The organism is Kitasatospora sp. NPDC004614, from assembly GCF_042873675.1.
Lineage (GTDB): Bacteria > Actinomycetota > Actinomycetes > Streptomycetales > Streptomycetaceae > Kitasatospora.
This window is the reverse complement of the sequence record NZ_JBIALR010000001.1, coordinates 114,507-136,758: the sequence shown is the minus strand read 5'-3', so window position 1 is coordinate 136,758 and position 22,252 is coordinate 114,507. Positions and strand designations below refer to the sequence as shown.

Sequence of the window (22,252 nt, the reverse complement as noted above, 5' to 3'; positions counted from 1 at the left end):
CGCCCCGGGCGGCCCCGCTCCACACCCAGAGGAGAAGACCATGGCCCAGCACGAGACCTTCGGACAACGCAAGATCATCGCGGCGCAGCGCCCGCTGGCGACCGCCTACTGGAAGGGCCTGATCCGGCCCGGCCGGTACCGCTCCGCCTTCCCCACCGACCTGCACCACGGCATGCCGGACGACGCGCCGCGGGTCACCGCCGACACCGCGCTCGGCGCCGAACTCGCCGCCGTGCTCGACCGGTTGACCAAGGGCAGCCCGGACGCGCTGCACACCCTGCTGACCGCCGGCGTCGCCGCCCTGCTGCACCGCTACGGCGCCGGCGAGGAGCTGACGCTGGCCCAGCCGTACCCGGCGGCCGACCACGAGCCGCTCGGCGACGCCCTGCCGCTGGACCTCGCGCTGGACGCGGACACCGACCTGCGCACCGCGCTGTCCCGCACCCGGGAGGCCGTGCTCGGCGCCCTGGAGCACCGCGACTACCCGCTCGACGTGCTCGCCGCGGAGGCCGGGCTGACCGCCCCGGCCGGCGACAACCCGCTGTTCGACGTGGTGGTCCGGCTGGCGGGCCTGCACGCCGCGGCCCCGGCCGCCGGCGTCCGCTTCGACGTCCGCCGCGAGGCCGACGGCCTGTACCTGACCGTGGACTGCGACGGCCGCCGCTACGAGGCCGGCACCGCGCGGCGGCTCGGCGCCCACCTGGCGCTGCTGCTGGAGCGCTGGGCCGCCGCGCCGGAGACCCCGCTCGGTGACCTGTCGCTCTTCACCGGTCAGGACGCCGCCCGGCTCGCCGAGGCCAACGCCACCGACGCGCCGTTCGAGGACGGGCCGCGCCTGCACGAGCTGTTCGAGCGTCAGGTCCGGGCCACCCCGGACGCGCCGGCCGTCGTGCTGGACGGCGAGAGCGTCAGCTACGCCGAGTTCAACGCCCGCGCCAACCGGCTGGCCCGCACCCTGGTCGCGCGGGGCGTCGGCCCGGACACCGTCGTCCCGGTGGTCGCCGAACGCTCGGTGGAGATGCTCACCGCCGTGTACGCCGTGCTCAAGGCGGGCGGCGCCTACCTGCCGGTCGACCCGTCCTACCCGGCCGAGCGGGTCCACTACCTGCTGCGCGACAGCGGCGCCGCCCTCGTCCTCGCCCGCACCGCGCACCTGGGCCTGCTGCCCGACGGCACCGCGATCGTCGACCTCGACGACCCCTCCTCGTACGCGGACGCCGACGGCGACCTGGAGAGCTTCGGCACCGCCCGCGACCTCGCCTACGTGATCTACACCTCCGGCTCCACCGGCAACCCCAAGGGCGTCGCCGTCGAACACCGCTCGGCCGTCAACCGGATCGGCTGGATGCAGCGCGCCTACCCGATCGCCCCCGGCGACGTGGTGCTGCAGAAGACCTCGATCTCCTTCGACGTCTCGGTGTGGGAGCTGTTCTGGTGGGGCCAGCGGGGCGCCGCCGTCTGCCTGCTCGCCCCCGGCGGCGAGAAGGACCCGGAGACGATCATCCGCACCGTCGAACGGCACCGGGTCAGCACCCTGCACTTCGTGCCGTCGATGCTCGCGGTCTTCCTCGACTACGCGCACGGCACCGGCGCGACCGGCGCCCTCGCCACCCTGCGGCAGGCCTTCGCCAGCGGCGAGGCGCTCCCGCCGCACCTGGCCGCCCGGTTCGCCGAGGTGCTGCCCGGCAGCCGGCTGATCAACCTGTACGGGCCGACCGAGGCCACCGTCGACGTCACCCACCACGAGGTGCACGGCCGTCCCCACCGCGTCCCGATCGGCGCGCCGATCGACAACACCCGCCTGCACGTCGTCGACCACAAGCTGCGCCCGCAGCCGATCGGCCTGCCCGGCGAGCTGTGCCTCGCCGGCACCGGCCTGGCCCGCGGCTACCTGCACCGGCCGGAGCTGACGGCGGAGAAGTTCGTCGAGCGGCCCTTCGACGGCGAGGAGCGGGTCTACCGCACCGGCGACCTGGCCCGCTGGCTGCCCGACGGCACCGTCGAGTACCTGGGCCGGATCGACAACCAGGTCAAGATCCGCGGCTTCCGGATCGAGCCCGGCGAGATCGAGGAGCAGCTGCGCCGCCACCCCGCCGTCACCGAGGCCGTGGTGATCCCGCACCGCGGCGCGGACGGGCAGCTCCAGCTGCACGGCTACGCGGTCGCCCCGGCCGGCGGCCCCGACGAGCGCGAACTGAAGGAGCACCTGCGGGCCGCGCTGCCCGAGCACCTCGTCCCGGCCCGCGTGGTGCGCCTGGACGCGCTGCCCGTCACCCCGAACGGCAAGCTCGACCGGCGCGCCCTGCCGCTGCCCGCGGACACCTTCACCGGGCCGGAGTACACCGCGCCGAGCGGCGCCACCGAGCAGCGGCTGGCCGGGATCTGGGGCGAGGTGCTGGGCCTGGAGCGGGTCGGCGTGCACGACTCGTTCTTCGCGCTCGGCGGCAACTCGATCCACTTCGTCAGCGTGCTGGCCCGCAGCCGCCGGCACGGGCTGGAGTTCACCTTCCAGGAGTTCTTCCAGCACCCGACCGTCGCCGAACTGGCCGCCCTGCTCGACCGGGAGGGCGCCGAACGCACCGGCGAGAGCCAGGAGTTCGCGCCCCTCTCACTGATCTCCGAGGCCGACCGGGCGCTGCTGCCCGCCGACGCCCAGGACGCCTACCCGATGTCGATGCTTCAGGCCGGCCTGATCTTCCAGAGCGAGATCACCCGCGGCACCGCGCAGTACCACGACATCATCAGCTACCTGATCACCAGCCCGTTCGACGCCGGGCTGTTCGCCGAGGCGGTGCGGATCCTGGTCGAGCAGGCGCCGATCCTGCGCACCACCTTCCACCTGACCGGCTTCTCCGAGTCGCTGCAGATCGTCCGCTCCGAGGTGCCGCTGCCGCTGACCATCACCGACCTGCGCGGACGCACCCCCGACGCCCAGCAGTTCTGGTACGAGCAGTGGGTGAAGGAGGAGCGCGGCCGGCGCTTCCGCTGGGAGGAGCCGGGCCTGATCAGCCTGCACGTCCAGGTGCTGCGCGACGACCTGTACCGGTACAACATCAGCCTGCACAACTCGGCGCTGGACGGCTGGAGCATCAACCTCGTCCACACCCGGCTGTTCGACATCTACTACCGGCTGCGCGACGGCCGCCCGATGCCCGAGGCGCCCGGCGACCACCTGCGCAACCACGTCGGCCTGGAGCTGCGCGCGCTGAACTCCCCGGCCGCGCGCGAGTTCTGGGCGGGCATGCTGGACGGCGCGGAGAGCACCGCGGTGCCGCGCCCGGCCGTGCCGGACAGCGAGGAGTTCGCGGTCGGCATCCGCCCGGTGCCGATCCCCGCCGAACTGTCGGCCCGGATCGTCCGCCTCGCCGACCAGCTCGGCGTCCCCGTGAAGAACGTGCTGCTCGCCGCCCACCTGCGGGTGCTCGGCCTGCTGGCCGGCCGCACCGACGTGCTGACCGGCTACGAGCACAGCGGGCGACCGGAGTTGGAGGGCGCCGACCGCTCGATCGGCATGTTCCTCAACACCGTGCCGTTCCGCATCGAGTTGTCCGGCGGCAGCTGGGCCGAGCTGATCCGCTCGGTCTACCGGGCCGAAATCGACCTGCTGCCGCACCGGCGCTACCCGATGGCGCGGATGAAGCAGGACGCCGGCGCCCACCGGCCGCTGTTCGAGACGGTCTTCAACTTCACCCACTTCTACCTGCTGAAGGAGCTGAAGAAGCTCCCCGAGTTCGCGCTGCTGGACGTGCAGGTGCAGGCGGAGACCGAGTTCGTGCTGCGGGCCGAGTTCTCCCGGCACTTCTTCGAGGACAACGTGCGGCTCAGCCTGCACCACCACGCCGACGTGCTGAACAGCGAGCAGATCGACCGGATGGGCGGCTACTACCTCACCGTCCTCGGCCTGATGACCGCCGACCCCGACGGCCCGTCCGTCACCCCGGAGCTGGCCCTCGCCCCCGAGGACCGCGAACTCCTGCCCCCGGACGCGGAGTTGGAGGCCCCCGCGCCGGCCACCGCACCCACCACCGGCGGCCCGTCCGCCGTGCAGCGCCGGATCGCCGAGGCCTGGTCGCAGGTGCTGGGCGTCCCCGCCTCGCGGATCGGCGCCGGGGACGACTTCTTCGAACTCGGCGGCAACTCACTGGCCGCGCTGCGGGTCGGCATGCTGCTCGACGGCACCGTCTCGCTGGTCGACGTGATGCGCTACCCCGTCCTCGGCGACCTGGCCGCCGCCGCCGAACGCTCCGCCGAACAGAACGACGAGCAGCCCGGCCACCTCCAGCCGCTCACGGTGCCCGACGGCACCCCCGACGCGACACTGATCTGCTTCCCGTACGCGGCCGGCAACGCGGCCAACTTCGTCCCGCTGGCCCGCGAACTCGCCGCCCTCGACGACCGGATCGCGGTGTACGCCGTCGAACTGCCCGGCCACGACCTGCACCGCTCCGACGAACCGTGCCTGGACGCCGCCGCCACCGGCCGCCTGGTCGCCGAGGAGATCACCCGGCACATCGACGGCCCGGTCCTGCTGTGGGGCCACTGCGGCGGCGCCGCGGTCGCCGTGGAGACCGCCCGGGAGCTGGAGCGCCGCGAGGCCGACCTGCGCCACCTGGTCATCGGCGCCAAGCTGCTCAACCCCGTCGAGGACATCCACGAGGCGATCGGCATCCTGCACGGCATGTCCGACCAGGACATCGTCGACTGGCTGATCGAGCGCACCGGCTACAGCATCGACGACGGCCTGGCCATGGACCGCGCCCGCACCATCGCCACCCTGTTCCGGCACGACGTGGAGTCCAGCCACCGCTACCTGCTCGCGGTGCGCGAGCAGGCCGGCACCCCGCTGCGGGCGCCGCTGACCTTCGTGGTCGCCCAGGACGACCGGACCACCGTCGAGTACCCGCAGTACCACCAGGACTGGAAGCTCGTCGCCCCCGACCTGCGGCTGTGCGAACTCGACGCCGGCGGCCACTACTTCATCCGCACCAGGGCCGCCGACGCGGCCCGGATCGTCCGCGAGGCCTGGCAGCAGGCCGCGCCCACCGGCTGATCACCCCGCACCCCGGGCCGGTGCGGCACCCCGCCGCACCGGCCCCACCGCCTCACCCCTTTGAGATGAGAGATCCCCGATGAAGTCCTACCTGTCCGTCCTGCGCCTGCGGGACTACCGACTGCTGTGGTCGGCCTCCGTGCTCAACCTGCTCGGCGACGGCGCCACCTGGACGGCACTGTCCTGGCTGGCCATCTCCAAGGCCGGCGCGGGCGCGCTGGGCGTGCTCGCCATCTGCTACACCATGCCGGTCATCGTCGGCGGCGCCTTCGTCGGCCCGCTGCTCGACCGCTTCTCCCGCAAGTTCGTGCTGATCGGCGACTCGGTGCTGCGCGGCGTCATCGTGGCCGGCGTCCCGCTGATCGCGCTCTTCGGCGACGTGCCGCTGTGGCAGCTGTACGCGGTGGCGGGCACCTACGGCCTGCTGAAGATCGTGCCGCTCGGCGCGGTGCCCACCATCGTGCCCGAGCTGGTCCCCAAGGAGCAGCTGCAGCCCGCCGCGGCGCTGGAGACCATCGCGTACGGCGCGGCCGGCTTCGCCGGTCCGGCGCTCGGCGGTGTGCTCATCCCGGTGATCGGCGGCGAGGCGGTGCTCGCCCTGGACGCGGCCAGCTACCTGCTCTTCGCGCTGGCCATCTGGGCGATCCGCGCCCCGCTCTCCCGTCCCGAACCCGCCGCCCCGGCCGCCCCCACCGCCACCGGGAAGAAGCCCAAGTCCGGAAACTGGGGCTGGGGCCCGGTGTTCGCCCTGCTCAAGCGGGACAAGGTGCTGCTGAGCATCACCGTCGGCTTCGCCCTGTTCAACTGCGCGATGGGCATGCTGCGCGTCACCAACCCGTGGCTCGCCCACAACGCGCTGCCCGGCGGCGCCGAGACCCTCGGCCTGCTGCTCGCCGCCGCCAACGGCGCCGGCCTGATCGGCTCGCTGATCGCCGGCGCGCTCAAGCCCTCCGACAAGCAGATGGGCCGGATCGGCCTGCTGCAGATCTTCGCCGGCGCCTCGCTCGGCCTGCTGCTGATCCTCAACCTGCCGGTGATTCTGATCGGCCTGGTCCTGTCCGACCTGCTCTCCGCGCCAATGACGGTCTCCTCGCAGGTGGTGCGGATGGTCCGCATCCCGGCGGAGGTCCGCGGCCGCACCATGACCTTCATGCGCACCCTGATGAACAGCACCAGCCCCGCCGGTGCCGCGCTCGCCGCCGCGCTCCTCGCCGGCAACATCTACCGCCCGACCGTGGTGATCATGACGCTGGTCGCCGCCGTCCCCGGCCTGTTCATGTGGCTGGCCTACCGGAAGACCTCCTTCTCCGAGGAGCTCGGCCTGAACAAGTCCGAGGAACCCGCCGCCGAACCCGCCCCCGCCCCCGCGCGCTGAGAGGACACCGACCATGCCCAAACTGCTGCTGGTCGGGGTCGGTGAACTCGGCCTGCCCTACCTGATCGCCGCCAAGCGGCTGCGGGCCTCCGTCGGCCTGGTGGAGACACCCGGCCGGGCGGCCCTGCTGCGCGACCTGGTCGACGAGGTCTTCCCGGTCGCCGGGACGGCCGAGGAACAGTGGTCCGAGGCCGCCCTCGGCGCCGCCGCCCGCTGGTCCCCTGACGGGGTGCTGGCGCTCGGCGAACCGCAGGTGCTGGCCGCGGCGCTCACCGCCGGGCGGCACGGCCTGCCCGGGCCGTCGCTGGGCGCCGCGGTGGTCTCCCGCAACAAGGCGCTCCAGCGGGCGGTCTTCGCCGCGGCCGGGCTCCCGCAACCCGCCTCCACCGTCACCGAACGGCTCGGCGCCGCCGCCGATTGGGCCGCCGAACGGCTGCCCGTCGTCGTCAAACCGCTCTCCTCGTCCGGCAGTTCCGGCGTCGAGCTGGTCCCGGACGCCGCCGCCTGGGCGGACGTGGTGCGACGCCGCGACGGCGAGGGCCGGCTGCTGGTCGAATCCGCCGTCACCGGACCGGAGTTCAGCTGGGAGGGCCTGGTCCGGGACGGGCAGGTACTGCTCGGCAACGTCACCGAGAAGGAGACCGGCCCCGCGCCGTACTTCGTCGAGGTGGCGCACCGGGTCGGCACCGCCGCCCCCGCCACCGTGGCGGCCGGTCAGCGACTCGGCCGCCAGGTCGTCCAGGCGCTCGGCATGCGCACCGGCATCGTCCACCTCGAATTCCGGCTCACCGCCGACGGCCCCGCCATCATCGAGGTCGCCGTCCGCACCCCCGGCGACTCGATCATGGACGCCGTCGGCCTGGTGCACGGCCTCGACCTGTACGAGGCCGTGGTCCGGCTCGCCCTCGGCCTGCCCACCCCGGCGGTCGAACGCGCCCGCCAACTCCGTTGCAGCGCAAGCCTGTTCCCCACCGCCACGCCCGGCCGGGTGGTCGCCGTCCACGGCGCCGCCGACCTGCGCGGCCGCCCCGGCGTCGCCCGCGTCCACGTGGGCGTCCGCCCCGGTGACACCGTCGGCCCGATCCGCTGCTCGGCCGACCGCCCCGCCGCCGTCCTGGTCGAGGCCGCCGATCCCGAATCCCTGGAGAAGGCCGTCGCCGACGTCCGCGCCACCCTCCTCGTCGAAACGGAGCCCACCCCCTGACACCCCCTCGGCGGGGCCGGTCCCGGACCCCGGCCCCGTCCCCTTCTCCCCTCGCGGCACGCGGGTGCGCCGGCACTCGCTAGAGTCACCCCGTGACTACTCAAGGACGCCTCGCCCTGATGCTCATCGACCTCCAAACCCGCATCGTCGACCTGGAGTTCAAGCCGCGCAGCGGCCGCGAGGTGGTGGCGACCGCGCGCACCCTCGCCGACGCCTACCGCACCGCCGGCGTCCCCGTCGTCGTGGTCCAGGTGCACCGCCCGGGCATTCCCGAGCAGCCCCCGGGCAGCGAACTGGTCGACGGCGTCCTCGCCGAGGGCGACCTGCTGTTCACCAAGCAGGCCATCGGCGCCTTCCACAGCGGCGAACTCGACACCCACCTGCGCGAGCGCGGCATCGACACCCTCGTCCTGGCCGGCCTGGTCACCAACATGGGTGTCGAATCCACCGCCCGCGCCGCCGTCGACCACGGCTACAAGGTCCACTTCGTCGAGGACGCCATGGCCGCCCTCACCGCCGAGGAACACGACCACGCCTTCCGCCACACCTTCCCCCGCTTCGGCACCGTCACCACCGCCACCGAAGCCGCCACCCTCGCCCAGCCCTCCTGACCCACCGCCGGCACCGGCCCCGCCGCGGTGGAAACGGGCGGCGCGGCCGGATCGGCGGGGGCCCGCCGTCGTCCCTCCGGTTCCGCCGCCCGGGGGGGGTTCGCGTCGGTGCCGCCAGGCGACTCCCCCACCGCGTGCCGCTCCGCCGCGGCAGGGCGGCCACGTGCACGGTCGGGATCCCGCTCGATCCCGACCGTGCGAGGAAGCCCCCGATGCGCCTGCCGGCCCTGACGACGACCGCCGTCGGCGCCCGGAACTGATCGCCGGCCGTTCACTGCCCCTGACCGGCAGCTTCGTCATCGCCGTAGGATGCGGACCATGGACAGCACCACCCCGGCACACGACGAGCCCATACCGACGGCGACGCGGCGAACCCGCTGGCAGGAGGCGGGAAACAGCGGAAACTTCGGCAAGCGGTTCGCCGAGCTCGTCTCCACCGGCGAGGACATCGACGGCGAGGCCCGACTCGCCGACACGCTCCTGCCGCGCGGCGCCCGGGTGCTCGACGCCGGGGCCGGCATGGGCCGGGTCACCGCGGCCCTGCTGCGGCGCGGGCACGACGTGGTCGCGATCGAGCCCGACGAGGCACTGGTCCGGCAGGCCCGGGAGACCTACCCCGGGCTGCCGATCCAGGAGCGCGACATCCTCGACCTCCGCCCCGACGACGGCCCGTTCGACCTGGTCGTCTGCGTCGGCAACGTCATGCTCTACCTGGCCGAGGACACCGAACGCGAGGCCCTGCGCGCCATGCGCGCCGTCCTCTCCGAGAACGGCCGCATCCTGGTCGGCTTCCACCTCCAGGACGCCCCGGCGCACGCCCGCACCTACACCCCGGCCGAGTTCGAGGCGGACCTGACGGCCGCCGGCCTGCGCGCCGACCTGCGGGCGGGCACCTACCAGCTGCACCCCGCGAACGACGCCTATGCCGTCTGGATCCTGAGCCGCGCCCAGGACTGACCCCGCTCCAGGCCTCCCGTCGCGGGCCGCTTCAGGAGGGCAGGGACTCCAGCCAGTCGACCAGCAGCCGGTTGACCTCGGCGGGGCGTTCCTGCTGGATCCAGTGCCCGCAGCCGTCGAGGACGTGACAGGAGAGCAGGCCCGGCAGGGTCTCCGGGTATGCCGCGATCGCATCGGCCATCCAGGTGGTGGAGGCGTCCAGGCCGCCGCCGGCGAACAGCGACGGCTGGGTGATGGCGACACCGTCGAAGGCGGCGAGGTCCTCCCAGTCGCGGTCCATGTTCCGGTAGCGCGCCAACCCGCCGCTCATACCGGTTCGTTCGAACTCTCCGGCGTACACGTCGAGGTCCTCCGCGCTGAGCCAGGCAGGCCGCCGCCCGACCGGGAACCGGTCCCGCAGCCGGCCGCCCCGGACCAGGAAATGCGGGTCGGGCGCGTCGGCCGCGGGCATCGTGTCGGCGGACAGCGCGGCGTAGAAGCCCGCGAGCCAGCCGCGCACGTCCGGTTCGATCTCGGCCTCCGCCCGGCCCGGCTCCTGGAAGTAGGAGATGTAGAACTCCTCGTCGCCGCCCATCCGCCCGAAGATCTCGCTCGGCCTCGGCCCGCCCCGCGGGCGGTAGGGCACGCTCAGCAGCCCCACCGCGCGGAAGACGTCCGGCCTGGCCAGAGCGGAGTTCGCGGCGATGACCGAGCCCCAGTCGTGGCCGACGACCACCGCCCGCTCCTCACCCAGGGCGTGCACCACGGCGACGTTGTCCTCGACCAGGTCGGGCATCCGGTACCCGTCGATCTCCCCGGGCCTGCTGGAACGCCCGTACCCACGGACATCGACGGCGACCGCCCGGTACCCGGCCGCAGCCAGCGCCGGCAACTGGTGACGCCAGGAGTACCAGGACTCCGGAAACCCGTGCACCAGCAGAACCAGCGGCCCGGTGCCCTGCTCCACCAGGTGGATCCGGCCGGCGGGCGAGGAGACCAACCGATGGGTGACGCCTGCGGTCCCTGCTGACATGAAACCTCCCGAGATCCCGGCCCACTGCGCGCCGGATCCGTCGCCCGACGGATCAACCCCGATGGTGCTGCGCACAGTTGACGGCGAACAAGCCGTGTTGCCACTTCGGCAAACCGCCCGGGCAGACACGGTTCACGCCCTGTGGGCGTCGTCGGTACCCACGGAACCGCCGACGGCGACCTGCTGGTGGGGCAGGACGGCGGTGCCGGCTGCCGCTTCGGTCGAACGGGTGAGGCGCCGGATGATCGGGTTGACGGGCAGGGTCGCGGAAACGGCGGCGACGAGCAGGATCGTGAAGAGCCGGTCGCCGATGATGCCGAGGTCGCGGCCGATCGTCAGGATAAGGACCTCGCCGAGGCCCTTGGTGTTGAGCAGTACGCCCACGGCCACCGCCTCGCGGCGCGGCACGCCGACCAGCCGGGCGCCGATCCGGACACCGGCGAACTTGCCGCCCCAGATGACGGCCAGGACCACCAGAGCCGCCGCCAGGCCCGCGAAGCCGAGTCCGCCGAGGTCCACGGACAGGCCGGTGAGCGCGAAGAACACCGGCACCAGCAGCGCCCCGGCGTTGCGCAGTGGCGCCTCGACGGCCTGCCGCAACCCCTGCGCGGCGTCGCGCGGCATGACGAGCCCGAAGGCGAACGCGCCGACCGCCGGGTGAACGCCCAGGAAAGAGGCGGTCCAGGCGGACAGCAGGACCCCGCTGCCGAGGGCCAGCAGGGCGAGCGACGGGTGCCCACCGCCGGCCGGGCGGCGGAGCAGTCGTCGCAGCAGCGGGCGGACCAGGAACGCCATCCCCGCCGAGTAGCAGGCGAGTTCGACGAGGGCGAGAACGAGGTGGCTCGCGCCGTCGCCGTGCGCCGCGGGGGCGAGGCAGGCGACGGCGCACCACACGGCGAGGTCGGTGAGCGCCCCGCAGGCCGCGGCCATCGCGCCGGTCCGGGTGGCCTGGAGCCGGTTCTCCCCCACGATGCGCGCCATCACCGACAGCGCGGTGGCCGACAGCACGATGCTCAGGAACACCGTCAGCAGCACCGGGGAACCGGCCCCGCCCACGAGGCGCGGCCGGCCGACCGTGAGGGCGGCCGCCAGGGCCGCCGCGCAGGCGAGGGGGACCGCGACCGAGGTGACGGTGACGGCCAGCACGACGCGGATCCGCCCGTGCAGCTGCTTCAGGTCGAGCTCCCACCCGGCGGCGAACAGCGTGAAGACGATGCCCAGTTGGGCGATCCCCAGGAGGTGCACCCGGGCCTCGGGCGGGAACAGCAGGTGCGGAAGGTCGCCCGGGAACAGCCCGAGGACGCTCGGACCGAGGATCACCCCCACCGCGATCTCACCGACCACCACCGGCTGGCGCAGCCGGGTGCGCAGCGGCGACAGGAGCAGTCCGATCAGCAGGATGACCGCGACATCGGCCATCGCGGTCGTCAAGGAGCCGTCCAAGAGCGTGCGCCTTCCTGGGAGTTGGCGTGGCGTCCTGTGCGTTATCGGCACGGCCGGTTCGTCGACGTAGCGTTCCTCCCGCACCGCAGGAGCACGACCGCCCGGCCCGCGCCCCGGCGTCACACCTTGCGCCCCTCGCGCACCTCCTCTTCAATTCCCCCTCCGCCTGGGCCGCTCGCTCACCGGGGCAGCGTGTACCCCCGGCTGCGGACGAGGTCGCGGGTGATGCGGGTGAAGGCGTGGGCGGCGACGCTCTGATAGGCGCCCTCGCGGTGCAGCAGGGTGACGGTGCGGGTGGGCAGGGGCGGGTCGAGGGGGACGGGGGCGAGGTGGGGGTGGTCGTGGGTGAGGGCGTCGGGGAGGACGGTGACCAGGTCGGTCCGTCGAACGATCTCGGTGAGCGCCTGGATGGAGTTGGCCTCGACCGAGATGCGCGGGGTGCTGCGATGGCGCGCGAAGTACTCGTCGATGTGCCCTCGGGTGGCGAAGTCGCCGGTGAGCAGCGCGAGTTGCTTGTCCTTGAGGGCCTTGACCGGTAGCGGGTCGGGCATGGCGCGGGCCCGTTCGGTGCCGGCCACCAGGGCGAGCGTCTCGGTGAACAGCGGCGTGCCGGCCAGGCCGGGGAGGTGGTCGCCGGCGAAGGCGATGCCGAGGTCGAGGTCGTCGGCGAGCAGGGCCGCCTCGATGCGGTCCTGGGTGGCCTCGGTCAGCGTGAGGTCGATGCCGGGATGGCGGCTGTGCAGCTCGGCCGCGAGCGGGCCGACCAGGTACGCGGTGAACGTCGGCGTGACGCCGAGGCGCAGGTGGCCGCGGCTGAGGTCCTGCACGTCGTGGACGGCGCGTTCGGCGGCGGCCAGGTCGCGCAGCGCGCGCCGGGCGCGATCGGTGTAGACGGCGCCCGCGTCGGTGAGCCGCACGGTGCGGCCGCTGCGGTCCAGCAGCTGAACGCCGAGGGTCTTCTCCAGCTGCTTGATCTGCTGGGAGAGCGTGGGCTGCGAGATGTGCAGCTCCTCGGCGGCGCGGGTGAAGTTGCCCTGCTCGGCGACGGCGAGCAGGTAGCGCAGGTGACGCAGTTCGACTTGAGCCATGGGCGCCACTATAGGTATCACCAATTACTTCTGCCGCTGATGCCTCAAGGAGGCTATGCACGCTGGTCATGCATGGCGGATCTCACGAGCGAGGCTGCGGAGGCTCGTCGGTGAGGGTCGGCGCACCCGGCGGCGGACCGCCGGTTTTCGGACAGCCGGGGGTCGGCGCCACGCCCGCGCGCGCGACGGGAAATCCCCCGTGTGCGACCGGGGTGAGCCGCTCAAACTCTCGAACTTTGTCCGATTCGTCGTCAGAATCTCGAGGCCGGAACACGCCTGACGCGGACATGCCCCTTTGCGTAGCCTTGACCCCCGGCGGCCCCCTCGACCGCCGTCCCCCACAACTCCCCAGGAGCGCAGATGCGTCGTTCCGTTCGCGTCCCCTCGCGTACCGTCGGCAGGATCCTCGGCGCCGCAGCGCTGGTCGCAGGCGTCGGCCTCGCTCAGTTCGCCGCCCCTTCCACGGCCACCACCGCGCAGGCCGCGGCCTCCACCGAGTGCGCCGGTGCGGCGACCAACGACGACGCCGCGGCCCGCAAGCCCGCCGGCAACACCACCGGCCACGACCCCAACGCCGTCACCGACGCGCAGGTCAAGACGATGGAGGCTGACCTCAACGCCCGCGTCGCCGAGCTGGCTGCCTCCGGCCAGGGCGGCGCCCTGCTCGCCCCGGGCGTGACGGCGGCCACCACCATCCCGGTGTACATGCACGTCGTCCACTCCGGCACCACCGGCAAGCTGTCGGCCACCACCATCGCCAAGCAGATCGACGTCCTCAACGCGGCCTACAGCGGCCAGGGCGCGGGCAACACCCCCAGCCAGTTCCAGTTCCAGCTGGTCTCCACCGACTACACCGACAACGCGACCTGGTACAACGGCGTCGCGCCGGGCTCCACCGCCGAGAGCGCGATGAAGAACGCGCTGCGCAAGGGCGGCGCAGGCGCCCTCAACCTGTACAGCGCCAGCCTCGGACAGTCACTGCTCGGCTGGGCGACGTTCCCGAGCAGCTACAAGTCCAACCCGAAGGACGACGGCGTGGTCATCCTCGACACCTCGTTCCCCGGCGGCTCGGCCACCAACTACAACGAGGGCGACACCGCCACCCACGAGGTCGGCCACTGGCTCGGCCTCTACCACACCTTCCAGGGCGGCTGCGGCGGCCAGGGCGACTACGTCGCCGACACCCCGGCCGAGAAGAGCGCCGCCTTCCAGTGCCCGACCGGCCGGGACACCTGCACCGCCACCGGCGTCGACCCGATCCACAACTTCATGGACTACACCTACGACTCCTGCATGACGCAGTTCACCCCCGGCCAGGTCGCCCGCATGGCCAGCTCCTGGGCCGCCTACCGGATCTGACACCCACCGCCCCGACACCGGCGGGTACGTGGCGACACCGCCACGCACCCGCCGGCACGCATGTTCCCGGACACACCCACAGCGTTCTTCGCCGCCGGGCGCGTCGACCTCCTCGGGGCGGTCAACTCCCTTGTCCCACTGTCTTGTTGGCCCTCTGGTGGAACCGGCCCGGGCCGGGCACCATGGGGGCCGGTGGACGGGGTGGATCGCAGGGGGACTGCAATGCTCCAGTACTTGAGCGTGTCGGCGTCCGAACCGAACTGGCTGATCTCCGCGGCGGTCGGAGCCGTTCTCGGCGCCCTGGTGGTACCCGCGGCGAACCTCGCGCTGTACCCGGCCCGCAGGCTGCAGGCCCATCCGATGGCCGGCCATTGGTATTCCTACCATTTCAGCTACCTCTCGGGGCAGCCGGTGCTGCGCTACGGGACGATCGTTATCCGGACGGGCGTCAGGACCCGGCACGTGATCGAGCGGCACAGTTCGGCGAGTCCGATCGGCCCCGATCTCGCGCTGACCCCGCCGGTGCTCAGCTATCGCGGCGGGTCTCTGATCGACGAAGCGGATCATATTGTCATGACCTTTTCCGGGAAAACCCATCGCGAAACCCTGGTGTACAGGTTTCTCAGTCGCATCCCGTCGAACGCGAGTGTCATCCCCGGGGTCTGGATGGCTTACGACCATGATTTGAACCCCGCTGCGGGCGCGGCTATCATCAGCCGCGAACCGTTGGCCGACTCGGACATCAGACGCCTTCTCGAATCCTGGGTGGTCAGCGAGGGATTCGCCCTGCACCTCCGGAAATCCCCCCGCTGAGAGTTCCACCCGCAGCAGCTCGGCCCGCTACCCGACATTCATGAAATCCCTGAAATTCATGCAATGTCCGGTCCCGACCGGTTCGGAGAATTCCGACACACGAGTGTGGAGCTGTCGAATATGACCAATTCGGTGGATGCGGACGTGATCGTCGTCGGACTCGGCGCGATGGGCAGCCAGGCCCTCTGGCAGCTCGCCCGGCGCGGGGTCGGGGCCATCGGCATCGAGCAGTTCACGCCGGGACACGACCGGGGTGCCAGCCACGGCGAGTCCCGCATCATCCGCACCGCCTACGCCGAGGGCACCGCGTACGTCCCGCTGGTGAAGCGGGCCTGGAAGCTCTGGCAGGAACTCGAGCAGACGTCCGGCCGGAGCCTGCTCGACCGGACAGGCGGCCTGATGATCGGACCGGCCGACTCCTCGGTGATCGCCGGGCCGCTGGCCTCGGCCAAGGCGCACGATCTCAAGTACGACCTGCTGTCCGCCGACGACCTGCGGCGGGACTTCCCGCAGTACCTGGTCACCGACGATCTTCGGGGCTTCTACGAAGAGGAAGCCGGGGTGCTGCGGCCCGAACTCGCGGTCACGGCGGCCGTGGACGCGGCCGTGGCGAGCGGGGCCGAGGTGTTCGACGGGACGGCCGTCCGGGAGATCGTCCCCGACCCGAGCCGCCCGCGGGTGGTGCTCGACGACCACGAACTGACGGCGCGCCACGTGGTGGTGGCGGCGGGCGGCTGGCTGCGGCAGCTGCTGCCGAGCACCGCAGGACTGATCACCGTCGAACGCAGGGTGATGGGCTGGTTCCGCGCCCAGGACCCCGCGGCATTCGCCCCCGCCCGGTTCCCGGTCTTCGTCCGCTGCGACTCCAGCGGCGACCACAACTGCTACGGCTTCCCGTCCACCGACGGCGCCACCGTCAAGGTCGGCCTGCACACCTGGCCCGGCATCTACGAGCCCACCGACCCCGCTGCCGGCCACCGCCCGCCCGACCGGCAGGACGCCGAGCGCTTCGCGGACGCGATCCGCGGCACCCTGCTCGACGTGGACCCGTACCCGGTCCGGATGACCTCCTGCATGTACTCCCTCACCCCGGACCATCACTTCCTGCTCGGCCCCCGCCGCGAACTGCCCGGCCTCACCCTGCTGGGCGGGTTCTCCGGACACGGCTTCAAGTTCGCCACCGTGATCGGCGAGATCGCCGCCGACTTCGCCTGCGACGGCTCGACCCGGCTGCCCGTCGCCCAGTTCGACCCGCACCGCTTCGCCTGACACCGACCCGAGCGCCGCACCGAGAGGGGCCGCCGTCCGTGTTCTCCGACGCCGAGTACAGCGAGCACGTGGCGGCCGCCTACGACGACGGGCAGCACCTGCCGCCGCACACCATGCGGCAGTGGGTCGACCTGTTCGTCCGGCACGCCGGCCACCCCGGCCCCCGGACGGTGCTCGACCTCGGCTGCGGAACCGGCCGGTTCACCCCACTGCTCGCCGAGGCGTTCGACGCCCTGGTGGTCGGCGTCGAACCGTCCGAACCGATGTTGACCGTCGCCCGGGCCGGCCGCTCCCACCCCCGCGTCGACTACCGCGGAGGAAACGCCGAGAGCATTCCACTGCCTGACGCCTCCTGCGACCTGACGCTGATTTTCCAGGTCGTCCAGCATTTCTCCGACCCCGCCCGGGCCGCCGCCGAGACCGCCCGCGTCACCCGGCCGGGCGGGCGCGTCCTGATCCACGGGTTCTTCGCCGGACGGGGATACCGGCGGGCCCACTCCGCGTACTTCCCGAGCGCCCACGGAATCGAGGAATCCCGCCTGCCCGGAATGGCGGAGACCATCGGCCATTTCACCGCCGCGGGCCTCCGACCCGGCGGAACCCACCGTTGGGAAATGGACCTCGCCACCAGTCGAAAAGCCTATTACGAACGGCTGAGCCACCGCGCACTCTCGATATTCCAGTACCTCTCCGAAGCGGAGATCGAATCCGGCCTGAGCACCCTGCGCGCCGAGGCCGACTCCGAAACCGTCCCCCGCCCGGTGCCGCAGCCCGCCGAACTCCTGGTCCTGCACAAGCCGCACAGCTGACGAAGCCACCGGTAGCGGTCGATCAGGCCCGGCTGCCGACCCGCCGTCGTCGACCGCACCGGAGTCCGCGAACTGCGCGACCAGCTGGACCGCGCGTTCGCCCGCGCCGCCGGCGGCGGCACCCTGCGCCGCTGGATCGACCGATAAATCACTCGATAGCGTGATCGGCTTGGCATTTGTCATGCCGTCAGGGCAGGATCTCGACCGGTGCGCGACGACGGCCATTCCTCCCATCGCACAAGCAGAGAGTCCAGGGTCACCATGACAATGCCGCGGCAACGGCGCGCGCGACGTATCGGCCCGGTCGATCAAGTGTTCCTGGATCTGTCCCCCGCCCTGATCGGCGGATTCATTCTGGAATTCACCGGCAGTCTTCCGGACACGGCCGCTCTGCGTGAGCAAATCCACGAACAGGCATCGAAACTCCCCACCCTCGCCCTCACCTGCCCGGCTTCGGCGAAATCGAAATGGTGGCGCACCGCAACTCCGGCTGAATCGATCACCTTTTCCGTCCGCCCGGACATCTCCGACGAGGACGCCCTTCGGGCCGCGGTCACCGAACTCTTCGACCGCCCGTTCCCGTCCGCACCGGCCCCGCAGTGGGACATTCACTTCCTTTCTGGATACAGCACGCACCGGTTCACGGTGATCTATCGCGCGAATCATGCCCTCCAGGACGGGGTCGGCATCGTCCAGCACCTCCAGGCCCTGCTGGGCGATCCGCACGGCGAACCCGTGGGGCTCCGTCCCCGACGCCGGGCGACCGCCCGCGCGGTGATCAACATCGCCAGGGACGTCAGCGCCACCCGGGAGAGCCCGAGGACGGAAGCGGTCGAGGGCTCCCCGGCCCCGCTGCAGTGGCACTTCAGGGACATCGAACGGCCACTCCTCGCGGCCGCCGCGAGGAGCCGGGGCGTCACGGAGAACGACCTGTGCCTCGCCACCCTCGCCCGCGCCGTACGGGCCGTCGGCCTGCGCCATACGACGCTGCTCGTCCCGATGTCGATCCGGCGCCCTTCCGAGCGGTACACGCCCGGCAATTTCACAGCCGGATATCTCCTCAGAATTCCGCCCGGAACTCCGCTCTCGCCGCAGGACGCACTCCAAAGCATCCGCGAACAGACGAGCAACGCCCGCCGCACGAACGAACGGGACACCCGACGCGCCGTTCTCTCCCTCCTGCCGAATGCACTCGCCAAGAGAGCGGCCAGGCCGGTCATCGTGAACATCGGGCTGACCGCGAGTTCCGTCTCCCTCCCGCACCTGGAAATCGGAGGCGCCCGCCTGACCGGCGCTTCCGTCGCGCACTCCGCTCCTTCCTCGCTCGCGCTCGACGCCTACGTGTCGTTCGCCACGACCGGAACAGCCGTCCGATGCTCGGTCTTCCATCGGAAGAAGCTGCCGGGCGAACTCCTGGTCGAGACATTCCGCAACCTCTTCCTCGAAATGCATCAGCACGAACCGAGTCCCGAATTACGCCTCGGCACGTGACGGCGCAGAGCCGTGACAACGAACGAAAACGAAAGAAGTGGAGCACCCTTCATGCGACCCGTCGCCCTGGTCACCGGGATCTCAGGAGTCCTCGGCTCGGCCGTGATTCCGGCCATGGCCCAGTCGTTCGACATCGTGGCCCTGACCGGACGCCGCCCGGTCGACCTGCCATGCCGGCAGGTCGGCATCGACCTGCGGGCTCCACAGCTGGGTCTGGACACCCCCACCTTCAAGGAACTCGCCCAACAGGCCGACGTGATCGTCCACTTGGCCGGCAACGTCCGCTACACGGCGTCCGCCGACGACCTGCACGCGGTCAACGAGGGCGGCGCGGCGGAGATGGTCGCACTCGCCGAGACGGCCGGCAGCCCGCTGCTCTACGCCTCGACGGCCTTCGCCGGGCGTCACACGCAGGCCGCCAGGGAGGACACGGTCGGCGCGGTGTGCTCCTCACGGCCGTCCGCCTACCACCGGTCGAAGGCCGCCGCCGACGACCGGATCCGGTCCTGCACGCAGCCCTGGTCGATCATCCGCCCCTCGATCATCATGGGCGACTCCCCGGACGGGGCGATGCCCGAGCTGCAGAACATGCACCGGATCATGATGTTCATCGCCTCCGGACTGCCCGCGGTCTTCGGCCGGCCCGAACAGCGGGTGGACATGGTCCCGCGCGACCACGTGGCGGCAGCCGTCAACGCACTGGCCCGCCTGGCCGTGGAAGGGTCGCCGCTCCCCCGCGAGTACTGGGCCACGGCCGGCCCGTCCGCCCTCACCGTCGCCGAGTGGATCGACGCCCTCGGCGCCACGATGACCGCCGCCGGTCTGCCGTTCCAACGCCCCGCCCTCCTGGACCCGTTCACCACCGAGCTGACGGCCTACCCGCAATGGGAGACCACCCGCCGGTCCGTGCGCCGGGCGCTCGGCAACCTCTACGTCAGCGCGCTCGCACTCGGCGACGGCGAGAGCTTCCCGGCCTCCACACTGCCCGCGAGCCACCGGGTACCGGAGATCGACAAGGCGGCCGCCCGCTCCCTCTTCGCGAACGACATGGCGTGGCTGCTCCAGAAGCACGTCGTCCCCGGCCCCCGGAAACACACCGCCAGCGCGAACCCGGTGGCATAAGCACGGTCAAACCTCCGCACGACCGGCGGGACCGTACAAGGCAGCGCCCACCCCGCCCCGCGACTCCCACGGGGCGGACACACCATCACCCCCCGGCCACCCGCCGTCAGTTCGCGGCGAGTTGCGCGGCCAGCGCGGAGCTGAGCCAGGTGTTCGCGGCGCCGAGAGTGGGGCCCGGGGTCAGTTCGCCCGCGAGTGCCCAGTAGCGGCGCATGGCGGGGTGGTCGCCCACCGCCAGGTGACGGCCGAGTTCGCGGCGGTAGTCGAGGGTGTCGCGGCGGTCGTTCGCCCGGGCGTGGGCGGTGACGAAGCAGTCCAGGGCCTCGCCCGGGGCGGGGCCGCGACCGGCGAGCAGGGCGGGCGCGGCAAGGTCGTAGGCCTCGCGCAGGCCGTCGTAGAGCATGTCCGGCCGTGGCGGCGAGGGCCGGTGTTCCGCGAGGCACGCGTCGTTCATGGCCGCGGTCAGTTCGTGCAGCCGGGCGAAGGCCAGCACGTGTGCCGGCGAGGGCTGCTCCGGCAGCGGCGGCACCGCCGCCTCCACGATGGCGGCCACCAGCCGGGCGGGGAGCCGCACCGGCAGCAGCCCGCGCCAGTAGCGGGCCAGGGTCTCCGTGCTGGGAGGTGTGCCGAGCGCGCCGACCAGACGCAGGAGTTCGGCGCGCTCCGCGGCCCCGGCCTCGTGCAGCAGCCGCAGTGCCGCCTCCCGCCAGCGCAGCGCGGCGAGTTCGGCACCGAGGCTGTCCAACTGCCTGGCCACGACGGCCTCGAGACCATCGTCGAAGCCGTCCCCGTCCCCGTCCTCGCCCGTCTCCTTCTCGACCACACGGGCGATTTCCGGCAGCGGCACGTCCAGCGCGCGCAGCGAGCGGATCAGCCGCAACCGCTCCAGCGCCTGCGGGACGTAACGGCGGTGTCCGCCGCCGCTGCGGCCGGCCTCGGGGAGCAGGCCCTGCTCGGAGTAGAAACGCACTGCCTTCACGCTCACCCGGGCGCGCTCGGCGAGCTCACCAATGGTCAACAGATTGTGCGGCAGCACCACTTGAACCTCCCGTTAGGGGAGTTCCTACCGTACCCGCATGCGAAGCGATCATGAGATTCGGACCGCGTTCATCCTGGCCTCCGGCCCGTTCACGGGCGGGCCGCTGTGGGACCGGGTGGGCGAGAAACTGCGCGAGGCGGGCGCCGAGGTGCACGCCGCGGCACTGACCGGCACGGGCGGCGGCACGGCGCCCGCAGGCGGGACGGGCTTGGAGACCCACATCGCCGACGTGGTGCGGCTGATCGACGGGGTCACCGCACCGAAGGTGGTGCTCGTCGGCCACGACTACGCCATCCACCCGGTGCTCGGCGCGGCGCAGCACCGCGTGGAGCGGGTCACCCGGATCGTCTACCTGGACTCCGGGCTGCCGCAGGACGGCGACCTTCCCCTCGCCCTGGTGCCCGACACCGACGTGCAGGCGCTGCTGCGCGAGCAGCCGGACGCGACCGTACCCGCGCCCGCGCCCGACCAGTGGCAGAGGTGGGGCAACACGACCGGCCTGTCGCCGGCCGACCTGGAGCGGCTGTCCTCGCTCGCCGCCCCGCAGCCGGGCCGGACGCTGACCGAGCCGCTGCGGCTGACCGGCGCGCTGAAAGACGTGCCGACCAGCGGCATCCTGTGCACGGCAAGCGGGTTCACCATCGAGGCCGTGCAGCAACTGGTGACGTCGGGCATGCCGCAGTTCCAGTCCCTCGCCGAGCCGGGCGTGGGCTTCTTCGAACTGGCGACGGGCCACTGGCCGATGCTCTCCCGCCCCGACGAGCTGGCCACGACCCTGCTGCGCGCCGCCGCCGGAGAGGGCCACCGGCTCACCCCGGCGAACATCACGCCGCTCCACGAGCGTCCGTTCCTGCTCGACGCACCGGTAGCGGCACGGGAACGCACCGGGCGTCTGGACCTCCACCTGCCCGACCCGGCCGACGACGACGGCCCCCGCCCGGCGATCCTCTTCGTGCACGGCGGCCCGCTACCGCGCGACATGGTGCCCGAGCCCCGCGACTGGCCGCTCTACGTCGGCTACGCCCGGCTCGCGGCGAGCCAGGGCGTGATCGGCGCGGTCGTCGCCCACCGGCTCCACGCGACGTCCGACTACCCGACAGCCGCGGCGGACATCGCCGAGGCACTGCGCGTACTGCGGGCGGATCCGCGCGTCGACGCGGACCGGATCGCCCTGTGGACCTTCTCCGGCGGCGGCCTACTGATGTCCGACCACCTGGCCGCTCCTCCGCCCTGGCTGCGCTGCGTCGCCGCCACCTACCCGGTCCTGGCCCCACTGACCGGCTGGATCGGCGTCGACCCGCGCTTCGCCCCTGCCGCAGTGCTGCCGAAGGCAGGCCGACTGCCGGTCGTGCTGACCCGGGTGGGGCTCGAGGCACCGGAGATCGCCGCGACAGTCACCGCGTTCCTGGCAGCCGCCGACGAGTGCGGCGCGGCACTGGAACTCGTGGACGTACCGCACGCGATGCACGGCTTCGACGTGCACGACCCCACGGACGAGACCCGGGAGGCCGTACGGCACGCACTGTCCGCCGTCCTCACACACCTCCACGCCTGACCGAACGCCCGCGTTGAGCGGTGTGGGCGGGAACGGGGGATCCGTGTCCGACTTC

The 22,252-nt window shown here is 72.4% G+C and carries 16 protein-coding genes; 12 read left to right on the top strand and 4 right to left on the bottom strand.

Going from position 1 to position 22,252, the window contains the following annotated elements:
- Window positions 1–40: 40 nt before the first annotated feature.
- The 5 genes from ACFYST_RS00570 (at window position 41) to ACFYST_RS00550 (ending at window position 9,197) form a co-directional block, all read left to right on the top strand.
- The gene (locus tag ACFYST_RS00570) at window positions 41–5,050 is read left to right on the top strand and encodes an amino acid adenylation domain-containing protein (RefSeq protein ID WP_387858858.1); all 5,010 of its coding nucleotides are present in this window, start codon (window positions 41–43) and stop codon (window positions 5,048–5,050) included.
- A 79-nt stretch (window positions 5,051–5,129) separates the two neighbouring features.
- On the top strand, window positions 5,130–6,425 hold the full coding sequence (locus ACFYST_RS00565) for an MFS transporter (RefSeq protein WP_387858856.1): 1,296 nt from the start codon (window positions 5,130–5,132) through the stop codon (window positions 6,423–6,425).
- Between the two features lie 13 nt (window positions 6,426–6,438).
- A complete protein-coding gene (locus ACFYST_RS00560) occupies window positions 6,439–7,629 on the top strand; it encodes an ATP-grasp domain-containing protein (protein WP_387858854.1) in 1,191 nt (396 codons plus the stop codon).
- A 92-nt stretch (window positions 7,630–7,721) separates the two neighbouring features.
- Entirely contained in the window at window positions 7,722–8,240 is a 519-nt protein-coding gene (locus ACFYST_RS00555; protein ID WP_387858852.1) for an isochorismatase family cysteine hydrolase, read from the top strand.
- A 318-nt stretch (window positions 8,241–8,558) separates the two neighbouring features.
- Complete coding sequence (locus tag ACFYST_RS00550; RefSeq protein ID WP_387858851.1) at window positions 8,559–9,197, top strand: class I SAM-dependent methyltransferase; 639 nt, start codon at window positions 8,559–8,561, stop codon at window positions 9,195–9,197.
- 31 nt (window positions 9,198–9,228) lie between these two features.
- Here the strand turns inward: ACFYST_RS00550 and ACFYST_RS00545 are convergent, their stop codons facing one another.
- From ACFYST_RS00545 to cynR, 3 genes are all read right to left on the bottom strand, one after another.
- Entirely contained in the window at window positions 9,229–10,209 is a 981-nt protein-coding gene (locus ACFYST_RS00545) for an alpha/beta fold hydrolase (RefSeq protein ID WP_387858849.1), read from the bottom strand.
- Window positions 10,210–10,341: 132 nt separating this feature from the next.
- A complete protein-coding gene (locus ACFYST_RS00540; protein WP_387858847.1) occupies window positions 10,342–11,640 on the bottom strand; it encodes a cation:proton antiporter in 1,299 nt (432 codons plus the stop codon).
- 191 nt (window positions 11,641–11,831) lie between these two features.
- Window positions 11,832–12,740: a transcriptional regulator CynR gene (gene cynR, locus ACFYST_RS00535; RefSeq protein WP_387858845.1), complete on the bottom strand. Its 909-nt coding sequence runs from the start codon at window positions 12,738–12,740 to the stop codon at window positions 11,832–11,834.
- A gap of 360 nt (window positions 12,741–13,100) precedes the next feature.
- Between cynR and ACFYST_RS00530 the strand changes: the two genes are divergently transcribed.
- The 6 genes from ACFYST_RS00530 to ACFYST_RS00505 all read left to right on the top strand — a co-directional run bounded on the left by ACFYST_RS00530 (window position 13,101) and on the right by ACFYST_RS00505 (window position 19,603).
- Window positions 13,101–14,099 carry a zinc metalloprotease gene (locus ACFYST_RS00530; RefSeq protein WP_387636394.1) on the top strand — a complete coding sequence of 333 codons (999 nt, stop codon included), beginning with the start codon at window positions 13,101–13,103 and terminating at the stop codon, window positions 14,097–14,099.
- Window positions 14,100–14,321: 222 nt separating this feature from the next.
- Window positions 14,322–14,912 (top strand): hypothetical protein, encoded by a 591-nt coding sequence (locus tag ACFYST_RS00525; RefSeq protein ID WP_387636396.1) that lies wholly within the window; start codon window positions 14,322–14,324, stop codon window positions 14,910–14,912.
- A gap of 120 nt (window positions 14,913–15,032) precedes the next feature.
- Complete coding sequence (solA, locus tag ACFYST_RS00520) at window positions 15,033–16,181, top strand: N-methyl-L-tryptophan oxidase (RefSeq protein WP_387858843.1); 1,149 nt, start codon at window positions 15,033–15,035, stop codon at window positions 16,179–16,181.
- A 38-nt stretch (window positions 16,182–16,219) separates the two neighbouring features.
- Window positions 16,220–16,990: a class I SAM-dependent methyltransferase gene (locus ACFYST_RS00515; RefSeq protein WP_387858841.1), complete on the top strand. Its 771-nt coding sequence runs from the start codon at window positions 16,220–16,222 to the stop codon at window positions 16,988–16,990.
- A gap of 207 nt (window positions 16,991–17,197) precedes the next feature.
- On the top strand, window positions 17,198–18,481 hold the full coding sequence (locus ACFYST_RS00510; RefSeq protein ID WP_387858839.1) for a wax ester/triacylglycerol synthase domain-containing protein: 1,284 nt from the start codon (window positions 17,198–17,200) through the stop codon (window positions 18,479–18,481).
- A gap of 51 nt (window positions 18,482–18,532) precedes the next feature.
- The gene (locus ACFYST_RS00505; protein WP_387858837.1) at window positions 18,533–19,603 is read left to right on the top strand and encodes an SDR family oxidoreductase; all 1,071 of its coding nucleotides are present in this window, start codon (window positions 18,533–18,535) and stop codon (window positions 19,601–19,603) included.
- 106 nt (window positions 19,604–19,709) lie between these two features.
- Here ACFYST_RS00505 and ACFYST_RS00500 read toward each other — a convergent pair whose 3' ends face one another.
- Window positions 19,710–20,639, bottom strand: a complete 930-nt coding sequence (locus ACFYST_RS00500) for a MerR family transcriptional regulator (RefSeq protein ID WP_387858835.1) — start codon at window positions 20,637–20,639, stop codon at window positions 19,710–19,712.
- A 40-nt stretch (window positions 20,640–20,679) separates the two neighbouring features.
- On the opposite strand from ACFYST_RS00500, the gene ACFYST_RS00495 reads away from it, so the two are divergent.
- Window positions 20,680–22,197 carry an alpha/beta hydrolase gene (locus tag ACFYST_RS00495; protein ID WP_387858833.1) on the top strand — a complete coding sequence of 506 codons (1,518 nt, stop codon included), beginning with the start codon at window positions 20,680–20,682 and terminating at the stop codon, window positions 22,195–22,197.
- The last annotated feature ends 55 nt before the right edge of the window (window positions 22,198–22,252 follow it).

What these genes read in the sequence shown, in the direction of transcription:
- ACFYST_RS00570 (WP_387858858.1), top strand. Translation starts at nt 41, where the DNA reads ATGGCCCAGCACGAGACCTTCGGACAACGCAAGATCATCGCGGCGCAG.
- ACFYST_RS00565 (WP_387858856.1), top strand. Translation starts at nt 5,130, where the DNA reads ATGAAGTCCTACCTGTCCGTCCTGCGCCTGCGGGACTACCGACTGCTG.
- ACFYST_RS00560 (WP_387858854.1), top strand. Translation starts at nt 6,439, where the DNA reads ATGCCCAAACTGCTGCTGGTCGGGGTCGGTGAACTCGGCCTGCCCTAC.
- ACFYST_RS00550 (WP_387858851.1), top strand. Translation starts at nt 8,559, where the DNA reads ATGGACAGCACCACCCCGGCACACGACGAGCCCATACCGACGGCGACG.
- ACFYST_RS00545 (WP_387858849.1), bottom strand. Translation starts at nt 10,209, where the DNA reads ATGTCAGCAGGGACCGCAGGCGTCACCCATCGGTTGGTCTCCTCGCCC.
- cynR (WP_387858845.1), bottom strand. Translation starts at nt 12,740, where the DNA reads ATGGCTCAAGTCGAACTGCGTCACCTGCGCTACCTGCTCGCCGTCGCC.
- ACFYST_RS00530 (WP_387636394.1), top strand. Translation starts at nt 13,101, where the DNA reads ATGCGTCGTTCCGTTCGCGTCCCCTCGCGTACCGTCGGCAGGATCCTC.
- ACFYST_RS00525 (WP_387636396.1), top strand. Translation starts at nt 14,322, where the DNA reads ATGCTCCAGTACTTGAGCGTGTCGGCGTCCGAACCGAACTGGCTGATC.
- solA (WP_387858843.1), top strand. Translation starts at nt 15,033, where the DNA reads ATGACCAATTCGGTGGATGCGGACGTGATCGTCGTCGGACTCGGCGCG.
- ACFYST_RS00505 (WP_387858837.1), top strand. Translation starts at nt 18,533, where the DNA reads ATGCGACCCGTCGCCCTGGTCACCGGGATCTCAGGAGTCCTCGGCTCG.
- ACFYST_RS00495 (WP_387858833.1), top strand. Translation starts at nt 20,680, where the DNA reads ATGCGAAGCGATCATGAGATTCGGACCGCGTTCATCCTGGCCTCCGGC.